Raw genomic sequence first — 13,604 nt, 5'->3', positions numbered from 1 at the left:
TCCAGGTGGAAAGATACTTTTTTGAAAGTTGGTGGAGTAGATGAAAATGAATCTCTATAAACCGAAAAGGGATTGGAAGGATATTGAGCTTTGGAAAGACGTAACGGATGAACAATGGAATAATTGGTTATGGCAGCTGACAAACACCATCAGGACCCTTGATGACTTAAAGAAAGTGGTAAACCTGACACCGGATGAAGAGGAAGGTGTCAGGATTTCAACTAAAACGATCCCGCTTAATATTACCCCTTATTATGCATGGTTAATGAATGAGGATGACGCGCGCTGCCCTATCCGGATGCAATCCGTTCCGATCGGTCAGGAAATTCATAAAACGAAGTATGATCTGGAGGATCCTTTACATGAAGATGAAGATTCTCCTGTTCCCGGATTGACGCACAGATATCCTGACAGAGTGTTATTTCTCGTAACCAATCAATGCTCCATGTACTGCCGTTACTGTACGAGAAGAAGGTTTTCGGGACAAATTGGAATGGGCGTACCAAAGAAGCAACTTGATGCAGCCATTGAATATATACGGGAGACTCCCACTGTAAGAGACGTACTGCTATCGGGTGGGGATGGTCTACTGATTAATGACCAGATTCTTGAATACATCTTAAAGAACTTAAGAGATATTCCACATGTTGAGATCATCCGGATTGGAACGAGGGCGCCCGTCGTGTTTCCGCAGCGGATTACCGAGAATCTGTGTAATATCTTGAAGAAATATCACCCAGTGTGGTTGAATACTCACTTTAATACATCGATCGAAATTACGGAAGAGTCCAAGAAAGCGTGTGAAATGCTGGTAAATGCAGGAGTTCCTGTAGGGAATCAAGCGGTTATTCTCGCCGGTATAAACGACAGTGTGCCTATTATGAAAAAGCTTATGCACGATCTTGTTAAGATCCGGGTACGTCCATACTATATTTATCAATGCGATTTATCAGAAGGAATCGGCCACTTCCGCGCACCTGTTTCCAAAGGACTGGAGATTATCGAAGGCTTAAGGGGGCATACATCCGGCTATGCCGTACCGACGTAATTTTTTATTGTAAGTATGAAGTACGTAATATATGCCTATACTTTTAACTAAAGAGAAGTATAGGGGGATTTTTTAATTGAAGTTAAACCACCAGTATCACCATATAGCCATCTATTTAAGAATAAGCCAAGAAAAGAAAAACGAAACTGAAGAAACTCTAAAGAATCACAGAGAGATACTGATTGGTTATGCACAATCTATAAAATGTACATATGACATATACGGTGAGGTAATTAGTGGAGGGAAATCTGAACTTGAAGATAGAAAGGAACTAAAACGATTACTAAGCAACATAGAAGAGTATGATGCAATCCTTTGCTTTGAACTATCAAGGCTATCTAGAAATGGCCTTATTTCACAAACGGTAAAACAACATTCTATCGACTATGGAAAGTCAATTTTAACTCCATACCACGAATACGACCTTGCTAATAATGAAAATGATCGGTTAATGTTTGACTTGGGAAGTTTAATTGCAAGTCATGAACACAGTGTTATTGGAAAAAGAAGTAAACTCAATAAGATACAAATGTCAAAAGCAGGGTTACATGTTAGCGGAAATGTTCCCTTTGGATATGTTCGAAATAATACAACTAAAAGACTAGAAATTAAGGAAGAAGATGCTAAAGTAGTCAGATATATATTTGAGCTTCATTCAATTGGATTGGGTAGCTTTAAAATACGCGATATTTTAAATAGTGAAGGATATAAGACATCAAAAAACAACCCTTTTGGATTACCTACAATAAAAAGAATCATAAAGAACCCGGTTTATAAAGGTACTATTGTATTTAATGATAGAAAAAGAAAAAAGAAAAACGGAAAGTTTATATATGAAATTGTAGATACAATTGTAGTAGATAAAGCACATCCATGGATAATATCCCCTGAAGAATGGGAACGTGTGAACCAAGACCGAATAGCAAGGGCAAATAATGCATCTATAATTAGGGAAAAACCAGCGTGTAAGACAGGGACAACTATGCTAAAGGATTTAATATACTGCGGGATTTGTGGAAGAAAAATGTCCATTAGAAAAGATAATAAGAGTAGTACCAGTTATACCATTAAGCGATGTGAATACTTACTAACTGATGGTGTTAAATGTAAAAATAGTGGGATAAAATTAGAGTTTGTAGAAAATGAAATACATAAAGAAATTCAAGAATTTAAAGTTAAATTGATAAAAAGTGTTGATCTGCTTGAGAGTAATGATTTCTCTAATATAGAACAACAGTTGGTAAATAGACTTAATCAAATAGATAAGAAGTTAGAAGAAGTTTTAAACCAAGAGAAACGTCTAATTGATTTAGCAGTTGAGAGGATATTTTCAATAGAAGATATTAGGGTGAAAAAGCAAAATTTATTATCATTAAAACAAAGTTTAGGTGTTGATAAAAATAAAATACTAAAGGAGTTAAATAATCATTCTAATGAAAGTAAAGGTGAAAAAATGAACGGGATTATCGAGACCATTGAAAATTTAAAGGGAAAGAATGCTGAGCAAGTAAACCTGACACTGAAGACTTTTATTAATAAAATTTATTATTCACGAGTTATACCTGAAGAATTACTAGTAAAATCAACCCGAAATGATGAGAGGAGATGTTACCCATTTACATTAGAAATTGATTACAAAGAATAATGTTTAACCCAAGTAGGTTGTGCTTATTGATTCAATCTTTTTTTTTCAGTTAAGTGACTTTAATAAACAAAATCAATTCCCAAGGAAGTAGTAGAAACTGCCCTGTACAATTAATAAGAATAAAATCGATACTGATTGGTTCTCTAGAGTGGCAAAATTAAATAAATAGAGATAATCTTCAAATTAAACCCACAAAAATAATTAAGTTCTTTAATCGGAAATGGAAAGGAACGTTTGAAATGACTTTTGACAATGCAAAAGGAGAGTTAAGTGTTGTTTAAAGATTTTGAGAGGTCAAAAAAGTTTTAATGCAGGCGATTTTGTTAATACGAAAGATGAAACTGATAAACTTAACAAAAAAATGATTGGCAAGACTAGTAATTTTAAAAATAATGAACCCCTACCTTCGTATTACACGAAGGTAGGGGTTTCCATTTCATTAAGACTGATAACTAGTAATTACAAAAAAGATTTCCATAAATATGCCTAGAGTTATAATTTTTGTCGGAAAAGCTAGATAAAGGTAAAAATATGTAGAATTTTCCTAGGGAATTAGTATATAAGGAGTAATATGGGTTGATTTTGTTATGTTAATATAATCAAGGAATTAAATGGTAAATGAAAAAACAGTTCATCAGAACCATTTATTTTTTACTATTAATATTCCAAATAAATTAAATATAAAAAAATAGGAGGAAATTTAATGCTGAAAATACTTAAAAATAAAAATTTTAAATATCTTTTTATTGGTTTGCTGACTTCTCATATTGGAAATAGTTTGTTTATTTTATCATTATTTTGGTATGTTCAATCAAAAACCGGAGAGCCTAAATATTTGGTCTGGCTTGGTTTAATGACAACTATTCCAATTGTTTTTGGCTTTTTTGGTGGAGTATTATCTGACAAGTATGATAGAAGAAATATCATGATGTTTGCTGATGGTTTCCGTTTAGTTTTAGTAATTATCTTGACCTTATTAATCACATTTTCTGAATTTGATTTTTCTTATATTGCGATAATATATCTCTTAATAAACCTGGGTAATTTTATTTTTATACCTGCATGTAATGCGATTATACCTGATATTGTTGAAGAGGATAATTTGTTTGCTGCAAATGGTCTAGTTCAAAGTACCGGGCAAATTTCCACAATTTTAGGAGCGTTAGTGGGAGGAATTCTTTTAACTTTGGTAGATACAAATATTTTATTCCTCGTGAATGCATTAACCTTTTTAGTATCATTGGTTTGCTTATCTTTAATCAAGAAGCAAAAAGAAGATACAAGTAAGGATCCTTTATCTGTTAAGAGCGGAGTTTTTAACCACTATAAAGACTTTGTAGAAGGCCTAAAATATATGTTTTCTTATAATGTCTTAAAAGGTTTGCTACCTGGTATTTTCGTAATTAATCTATTTTTTGTTCCGTTTTTTACTCTAGGGCCTGCTTGGTCCGTTGAAATTCTAAATAAAGGCTCATTTGGATATGCAGCAATGGAAGTATTTATTGCACTTGGAGTATTAACGGGTAGTTTAGCAACTAAGTATATTGATAAGCATCTTTTATTAAATAAGTCAATTGTATTATCACTTTTATTAATGTTAAATATCATATACTTTCCTTTAACATCTAATTTATATATTAATATCCTCTCACTATTTATGTTCAATATGGGATTAGGTATTTGGAATACTTTACTTTTTAGTTTACTGCAAATTCATGTATCAGAAAAATTCAGAGGAAGAGTCTTCGGTAGTTTGTTTAGTATAGTTGGATTTGCATTTCCTTTAGGTGCAGCAATGTTTGGCGTGCTATTAGACTTTATTGACCTGAGGCAGATTTTTATTTTATCCTCTAGTTTTCTTTTCATATCAGTTGTTTATATAGGATTGTTTTTGAACTACAGTAACAAAAAAGTTAAGTCGAATCAAAATGCAATTGAGGTATAGGTATTGAAAACAGTGATTAGTATTTTCAAAAGAGCAATTGTAATTGTAATTTTTTTAAACTTTATTAGTTTAAGTGTAACATCTGCTACTGATAGAGAAGAAACAATTAATGAGTACCTATTGAATGAGATTGATAAAGGTGATATTAAAGATCTTTCGGTAGTAATTGTAAAAGACGGAAAGATTTTTTATCGTAATACATTTAACAAATCAAGTGAAATAATAACAAATAATACGTTATTTGAGATAGGATCGAACTCAAAAGCTTTTACAGCATTAGGTGTCTTAAAGCTATATAAAGAAGGAAAAATCGATTTAAATGATGATATAAAGAAATATCTACCTTGGTTGAATGTAACATTTAATGGTAAAACTGAAAAAATTACTATTCATGATTTATTGCATCATCGAAGTGGAATACCATATTCATCTATATCTGAAATTCCTAAAAATAATAAAAATTTTGGTTTAAAAGCGACAGCTTGGCAGTTAAAGGATTTAAAATTAAATCAAATACCAGGAAAAAAATATGAATACGTAACTTTTAATTATGATTTATTAGGATTAATAATTGAGGAAGTCTCAGGAGAAAAGTTTAGTGATTTTATGTATAAAGAAATATTACAACCATTAGGATTAGAAAATACTACCGTTGGGTATGAATATTTTGGTCATGATAAAGCAATAGGTTACAAAAATGGATTCTTTACAACTTTCAGATACGACGCACCAAAGTATTATGGAAATGTTCCCGCAGGGTATTTTAACTCTAATATTATTGACATATCAAGATGGATTAATATTCAACTAGGAAATATTAAGATCAAAGGATTTGAGGATCTAATTATTTTATCGCAAGAAAACAGTTCTTCTATTAATAGTAAATTAAATTATGCAGCTGGATGGTTTCAACTTGATGATAAAAAAAATACAGAACTTTTTCATGGGGGGAATAACCCGAATTACTCTTCCTTTATTTTAATTGATAAAAAAAACAATATTGGAATAGGAGTACTCAATAATCTAAATACTTCCTACAGTACTAGTATTGCTTATGGTTTGAAGGATATAATTTCTCCAGGGGTTACAGAAAGCATACCCAAAGATTTCAATCAAAGAATAGATAAAATTCTCACGTTTTCAATATTAGTTCTCTTGATTTTTAATGTTTTTCTTTTTCTTAAGATAAATAAACTAATTAAAGAAGATAGAGGACAGAATATTCGTATAAAAATCGTAAACTTGAAAACAATTTTCATTGCAGCTTTAATTACAATATTTTTCTTTTTATTGTATAAATTACCAACTTTGTTATTAGGAATGTCGTGGGATTTTTTAATTGTTTGGTTACCTTTTTCTTTAATACCGGCTGTTATATTAATAAGTTTATTAGTCTTATCAACTGCTATATATTTTTCTATTAGGTTAAGTTTAAGAAACAGACGTGAAATAACATGAATGTATACGCTATAAATGTTTCCGAATTTAATTTAGAGCTTCCTAAATATAATAATTTGATTAGAGAAGTATCAAAATCTTTACAACAAAAAATTATACAACTTAGATATCAAAACGATAAGACTAGATCGCTTGTTGGTGAGCTGCTATTAAAATATATAATTCTTAAAAATAATAGTGGAAAAGTAAATAATTATAAAATTTTCAGGAACAAATATGGTAAACCATATTTAAATATTGACAATCTTCATTATAATATATCGCACGCTGGAGATTGGGTTGTTTGTTGTATAGACAAAAAATCTGTTGGGGTTGATATCGAACAAGTAATTGATATAGACATAGAAATTATAAAGGAGCAATTTCATACAAAAGAGATTGAATTTTTAAACAGTAATTCTAATAACCTGAAAGAATTTTACAGAATCTGGACGGTTAAAGAAAGTTTTGTTAAATATACTGGTCTGGGGCTAAGCTTGTCATTTAAAAGCTTTTATGTGGAATTTGCACAAAAAAACGTTATTACCATTGGATATGAAGACAATTTAGCATTTCCAACTATAAATAATAAAATAAAAATACAATCGTTAATATTAGACTCAAACTATATGCTGTCTATTTGTTTTGAGGAAGGTAGTGAATTTGAAATAACAGAAATTATTAAAATGCAAGATTTGTTAAATTTTTATGAAGAATATAAATTGAAAGGAGAAAAGCAATGGACCTAGAATTCCATAAGTTATCCCATGCACAAAAGAGAATTGTAAATATTGAAAAGGTTTATAGTGACTCTTCAATAAATAATATTTGTGGGTATGCGTTAATTGAGGGAGAAGTAAATTTCAGTACCCTTATTAATTCAATAAATATATTTATAAAGGAAAACGAAGCACTGAGAATTCTTCTGTTTCGAAGAGAAGGAGAAATATTTCAAACAATAATGGAGTATGAACCCAAAAACTTTGAAGTATTTAACTTTGCAAATGAAAGAGAAATGTTATCCTATTTTGATAATCTAGCAAAAATTCCATTTAAAAGTATATTTGAAACCGAGTTATATTCTTTTGGTTTATTTAAACTCAATAATGAAAGATCAGGTTATTTTGTGAAGCTACATCATGTTATTTCTGATGGATGGTCAGTAAATTTATTATCAAATGGAATTGTGGATATTTATGAGAGGTTACTTCAGAAGAATTCATCTAGCACTAGTAACATAAAAATTAAAAATAGATATTTGAATTATTTAAAAAAAGAAACAAACTATTTAAATTCGAAAAGATTTTTAAAAGACAAAGATTTCTGGTCTAATTCACTAAACGATTTCAATCCCTCTATAGATAATAGTCAAACTTTGTATGAAACTGATGCTAAAAGAATCGAGTTTATATTAGATAGTCAGATGAGTAGTTCAATAAGAACGTTTATACAAAGTAACGGATTAAATAACAGTACATTCTTTATTTCAATAATAAAACTATATTACTCTTTGGCATTTAACAATAATAAAAAAATAATAGGGGTCCCTGTTTTTAACAGGGTAGATCATGAACTAAAAGAAACTTTTGGTATGCTCACAAGTACAGTGCCCATATTGTCAAAAATCAATGAAAACAACAGTGTAATTAATGAGATGTATGAAATTCAGAAAGCACTATTTAAGAGTTATAAACATCAAAAATATCCTTATAATTTAATAATCAAAGAATTTTCATCAAATAATCTAAATAACTTAATAGACATTAGTGTGAATGTATACAATATGGATTTAAAAGAAGAAATTGATGGGAAAAAGATAGTAAATAAACCAATTTTTAGTGGGCAGCAGTTTTATTCAAAACAGGTAATTGTTAACAAAATAAATGAAAATTTTGTTATTACTGTAGATTATAAATCTACTGACTATAACGATTTTCAAATAAAAACATTTGTCAATCTTATAAAAGATTTAATTTCAAAAATAACGTTTCAACCCAAAAAGGAACTAACTGTAAAAGATTTAGAATTAAAGCCTCTATATAAACTTGAATCTAAACAAGAAGACTTTGATTCTAATTATAGTTTATTAGAAATTATCGAAAAGAATGCATTACTAACTCCCGAAAGTATTGCAATCATTTCAGAAAATGGAAACGTTAGTTATGACGAGCTAGCAAGTAAAGTTAATGCATTTGCGAATATTTTACTAAGTAGAGGAATTAAGCAAAACTCAAGAGTAGGATTGCTAATGCATAACTCAACTGAAACAATAGTTTCTATCTTGGCAATAATGAAAATAGGGGCTATATTCATTCCCATAGATGGAAATTCTCCAAAGGAGAGAATAAGGTTTATAGTGAAAGATGCGAAAGTGTCTCTAGTCATTATTAATGACAGTAAAAATGGATGGTTGGAAATGTTTACTCCTATAATTCATGTGAATTTAATGGAAATTAATAACTCAATTTACCATAAAACAGAAAGTGTAAGTTCTAAGCCTGATGACATAGCTTACATACTCTATACCTCCGGATCAACTGGTAATCCAAAAGGAGTATTGGTACATAACAAAGGTTTATTAAACTATATTATATGGGCAAGTAAGAATTATTTAAATAGTCCGTTGGATGTATTTGCTTTTTATTCATCTATATCATTTGATTTAACACTTACCTCTATTTTTGCACCACTTGTTAGTGGGAGTAAAGTAGCAATTTACTCTGAAGAAACAAATAAATTTATTCTAAAGAAAATAATAGAAGATAAGACCGCCAATATAATAAAACTTACACCTTCTCACCTATCATTACTTTTGGATATGGAAACAAGTAACTCTAGCTTAAAAACTTTTATTGTAGGAGGAGAACAATTATTAACTAGTTTAGCAAGTGATATTTATGAAAGGTTCGACCATCCTAATATTTACAATGAATATGGACCAACAGAAACGGTAGTAGGCTGCATGACATTTAAATTTAACCCGAAAACATATGTAAATAATTATGCTGTTCCGATTGGTGAGCCAATTAGTAATACAACTATTCATTTGTTAAACGAAAATTTAGAACCCACTTTACCAGGCGAGATAGGTGAAATTTTTGTCTCAGGTACAGGAGTCTCAAAAGGGTATTTGAATTTACCTGAAGTGACCCAAAAGAGTTTTATTAAGAGAAATGATAAAACTCTTTATAAAACAGGAGATTTAGCAAGGTTTATAAATGGAGAAAATTTGGAATATGTGGGTAGGAAAGATAATCAGGTCAAAATAAACGGCCATAGAATTGAATTAGATGAGATTAGTAATAACCTATTAAAACATTCTAATATTAGTGAAGTTGCTTTAATGCAACATCCTTCCCAAAGTATAATTTGTGCATTTATTATCGGTAAGAATACACTTACGAATACAGAAGTATCAAGATACCTTTCAGAAAAAGTTCCAAGTTACATGATACCAAGGAGTATTATGCTAGTTGATGAAATTCCACTTACACATAATGGAAAGGTAGATAAAAACAAATTATTATCTCTTTTAGAAATAGACCAATTTCAAATCAACTATCAATCAGAAAATGAGATATCAAAAATTTTACTGTCAACAGTTAAAGAAGTGCTGAAGTTAAACGAAGTTACAATTAATGACAACTTCTTCTTGTTGGGTGGCGATTCCATAAAAGCTATGCAACTTACAAGTAAGTTGAGGATTTCCGGGTACCTCTTAGACGTTCGGGATGTGATATTAACACCACTTTTATATGATTTAGTACACCTGATTAAAATAAACAAGAAAATTCCTTCTAATTCTAGTTTACAAAACGGATTCATTGAAAATTCTCCGATGATGGACTGGTTTTTGAGTAAAGAATTCAAAGAAAAGCATTATTGGAACCAATCAATATTAATTGAGACCATGAAAAGTATAGAACTATCCGAATATAAAAATGCTTATAACAAGCTTATTAAAGCACATGACTCTCTAAGATTAAATCTAGATTCTCAAAAAATGAAAATGTATTTTAATAATGCATTTATAAACGGTGATCCTTCAGAAGATGGTTTAATTTATTTTGATTATTCGGGGAAATCCACCGAAGATAATATAGAAGATATTTACAGTATATGTAATGAAATAAAAAGCAAAATGGATGTAGAAAAAGATTTGTGTTTTAAAATATTGATATTTGATTTTGGTGAACAGAAAGAAAAATGGATACTGTTCACTGCACATCACCTATTAGTGGATGGAGTTTCTTGGAGAATTATCCTCGAAGATTTTGAACGAACGCTATCAGATCCAGATTACAATTTAATTTCTTTTAAAAGTGATTCAATTAAGGAATGGAACAACAAAGTTAATACTGTTTTGCAAAATAAAAAGTCTAAAAAAGCAGAGACTATAGATAATACTATTCTCAAGGTAGAAAAAGAAAGTTATGTCAGTACTGAAATGAACAATGAAAAAACATCATCAAAATTAGACTTAAGACAAACAAATTCATTCCTTGCAACTACTCATTTAACTGCGAATGAGGTATTGTTAGCTGCATTTGTTATTTCTTTAAGAGATTCTACTGGAAAGAATGATATAAGTTTCGAACTTGAAACACATGGTAGAGATATAAATGGATTCGACTATGACGTTAGTAGAACAGTCGGTTGGTTTACAAATATGTTCTTAGCTCAATTTTATTTACCAAAAAACACTTGCTACGAAAAAATCATTTATTCCATAAAAGAGCAAATTAGAGAGAATTATAAAAATGCATTTGACAATACTCTAGAATATTGTATGACTAATAATATTACTCTAGCTAATTCACCAATAAGGTTTAATTTTTTAGGTGATTTGGATAACACTTTTGATAGCAAGGATTTTAAAATTTCGTATCGATCTCTAGGAAGAGATAAAGGTTTGTCAAATTCACTTACTACTTCAATTGAATTTAATTTATTTGTAGTGAATGGGCTTCTAAATATAGAAGCAAGTTATGATTCTTCAAAGTATGATATCACGTCAGTATTAAAATTTATTGAAAAATTTAAAGAGCAAATCAATGAAATTGCTGAATATTCAAAGATGAATCAAACTCTTTTTACGCCATCGGATTTTGAAACGGTTGATATTAGTGAAGAGGATTTATTTGAATTGATAGATATGAATTGAAAGAAAGTTAAGGAGTAGTTATTTTATGAAGAATATAAAGTTATTCTGCTTCCCTTATGCAGGCGGATCTTCAAATTCCATTTTTTTTAAATTTAGAAAGGAAGTTAATCAAAATATTGATGTTATTCCTATTGAATTAAAAGGAAGAGGAAGTAGATTTACAGAACCATTTTACGAGTCTTTTGAAGAATTAATTGAAGATGTTTATTCTATCATTGACCCTGAAACCATTGAATCGGAATACGCATTTTTTGGTCACAGTATGGGTGCTAAGATAGCATATTATTTATGTGATAGAAATGAAAAACTTTGTTCTCCACAACCAGTTCACTTATTTTTATCAGGGGCTCTACCACCTACTCGCAGAGCGTTTGAGAGAAAGATTTATCTTTATAATAATGACGATTTCTTCAAGGAAGTAATTAAATTGGGGGGGACACCTCGAGAAGTTCAAGAAAATAAGGAATTGCAGAAAATTTATATTCCTATTCTGAAAAACGATTTCAAGTTACTTGATACTATTGATTTTATCCCGGATCTTAAATTTCCTATAGATTTTAGTGTTCTTTATGGAACAAATGAAAATATCAACATACCAAAACTTTTTGAGTGGAGTACTCATACAGAAAAATCGTGTGAATTTTATGAGTTCGGAGGAAATCATTTTTTTATAAACAGTAATGTAGGAAAAATTAGTAGGTTAATTTCTAAAGAATTATCTTAATTTAGAGAGTAAGGTGACTATTATGAAAATTGATAAGAGTAATATAGAAGACATCGTTGCACTTAGTTCTACACAAGAGGGAATTTTATACCATCATTTAAAAGATGTTAGGAGCAACAAATATTTTGAACAGTTTTCACTAACATTAAATGGGAAACTAGACAAAGAACTTTTTGAAGAAGCATGGAACTATGTAGTAAAGAATAATGAAGCCTTGAGAACTGTGTTTAGATGGAAAAAACTTAAGCAACCAATTCAAGTGATCTTAAAAGAAAAAGAAATAAAAAAAGAATACTACGATTTATCCAATACCCAAAATCAAACAAATGAACTTGAGAATATAAAGGAAGAAAATCGTTTAACTAATAAGATAGACCTTACAGAAAACCCTTTTAAAGTAACATTGTGTAAATTAAATGATGTTAAGTATGAAATGATAATTGATAATCATCACATTATTTTAGATGGCTGGAGTAATGGGATTCTCTTAGCCGAATTTAGTAAAGCATATGACTATATTGCTAATGATAAAATTCCTGAGTTTCCTCTTAAGTTAAAAACAAAGGAGTATATTAAATGGATAAATAATCAAAAAGATAAGTCAACAAGCTATTGGGAGAATTACTTAAAAGAATATAAATCGCAGGAAATTAATTATGGCAGTAAAGATGAAAATGATTTAAATCAAAGTAATAAGGTGTCTAGTTTTTGGACGTTGGATGAAGTTCAGTCTTTAAAAAATATTGCTTCTAAGTTAAATATTACGTTAGCAAATTTTATTAATACTGCTTGGGGAATTCTTCTACAAAAACTTACAAATAACCAAGACGTCATATTTGGAACAACTGTATCTGGAAGAAACGTCCCTCTTTTAAATATTGAAAATAGTGTGGGCCTCTTTATTAATACCTTACCAATGCGATTTAATTTTTCGGGTGACGAAAGATTAATTGATTGTCTAAGAAAGGTTCAAGATAGTTCCTTAGAGAGACAAGAATTTGAAAATATTTCATTGCTTGATATAAAAAAGGTTTTTAACCTAAATGCAAGTGAAGAACTTCTGGAGTCCATTGTTGTTTACGAAAATTATCCAATTGATAAATATCTGAAAGATAATTCTACCTTTTCTATTAATAAGATCGATTCAAAAGCACTAACAAATTATAATTTAACTCTAGTAGTGCATGAGAATCCTTTTAATATTGAAATCTTATTTAATAAACAAAAGTATTGTCACAAAGATATAGAATCTATCTTAAATTTTCTAAAAACAATTATGCTATATATGGTAGATAATGTTGAAAAAAATATAAATGAAGTTAATTTAGTAAATGATTACGAAAGAGAAATTTTATTAGATTTAACAAACAAGAGGTCTGTAAACTTCCCTAAAGATAAAATGATTCATACTTTATTTGAGCAACAGGTAAAGAAAAAACCAGATAACATCGCTGTTGTCCTAAATGATGAGTGGCTAACTTATGATGAACTGAACAGGAAAAGCAATCAACTCGCCAGAACCCTAAGAGAACATGGGGTTAAAAAGGGAGAGTTGGTAGGAGTGATGACCGATAGGTCTCTTGAAATGATCATTAGTATGCTTGCTGTACTAAAAGCAGGAGGAGCATATGTCCCGATAGA

General features: G+C 29.8%; 7 protein-coding genes and 1 pseudogene. All 8 read left to right on the top strand.

Annotated elements, in window-relative coordinates:
- Positions 1-40 precede the first annotated feature (40 nt).
- Positions 41-1,045, top strand: a pseudogene (gene kamA / locus DET59_RS16625) (lysine 2,3-aminomutase); the annotation flags it as partial.
- 79 nt (positions 1,046-1,124) lie between these two features.
- On the top strand, positions 1,125-2,693 hold the full coding sequence (locus DET59_RS16620) for a recombinase family protein (RefSeq protein WP_113970738.1): 1,569 nt from the start codon (positions 1,125-1,127) through the stop codon (positions 2,691-2,693).
- A gap of 703 nt (positions 2,694-3,396) precedes the next feature.
- Positions 3,397-4,638, top strand: coding sequence for an MFS transporter (locus DET59_RS16610; protein ID WP_113970736.1), 1,242 nt, complete (start codon positions 3,397-3,399; stop codon positions 4,636-4,638).
- A 12-nt stretch (positions 4,639-4,650) separates the two neighbouring features.
- Positions 4,651-6,096, top strand: coding sequence for a serine hydrolase domain-containing protein (locus DET59_RS16605; RefSeq protein ID WP_258549712.1), 1,446 nt, complete (start codon positions 4,651-4,653; stop codon positions 6,094-6,096).
- The gene (locus tag DET59_RS16600; RefSeq protein ID WP_113970734.1) at positions 6,093-6,824 is read left to right on the top strand and encodes a 4'-phosphopantetheinyl transferase family protein; all 732 of its coding nucleotides are present in this window, start codon (positions 6,093-6,095) and stop codon (positions 6,822-6,824) included. The genes DET59_RS16605 and DET59_RS16600 overlap by 4 nt, the downstream gene beginning before the upstream one ends.
- Complete coding sequence (locus tag DET59_RS16595) at positions 6,815-11,239, top strand: non-ribosomal peptide synthetase (RefSeq protein ID WP_113970733.1); 4,425 nt, start codon at positions 6,815-6,817, stop codon at positions 11,237-11,239. The genes DET59_RS16600 and DET59_RS16595 overlap by 10 nt, the downstream gene beginning before the upstream one ends.
- Before the next feature lie 25 nt (positions 11,240-11,264).
- A complete protein-coding gene (locus DET59_RS16590; protein WP_113970732.1) occupies positions 11,265-11,963 on the top strand; it encodes a thioesterase II family protein in 699 nt (232 codons plus the stop codon).
- Between the two features lie 22 nt (positions 11,964-11,985).
- The coding region (locus DET59_RS16585; protein ID WP_142675602.1) for a condensation domain-containing protein at positions 11,986-13,604 on the top strand (1,619 nt) is incomplete at its 3' end.

This window comes from Rossellomorea aquimaris (assembly GCF_003315075.1).
In the GTDB taxonomy this organism is placed as follows: domain Bacteria; phylum Bacillota; class Bacilli; order Bacillales; family Bacillaceae_B; genus Rossellomorea; species Rossellomorea aquimaris_C.
This window is presented reverse-complemented; position numbering and strand designations above follow the sequence as displayed.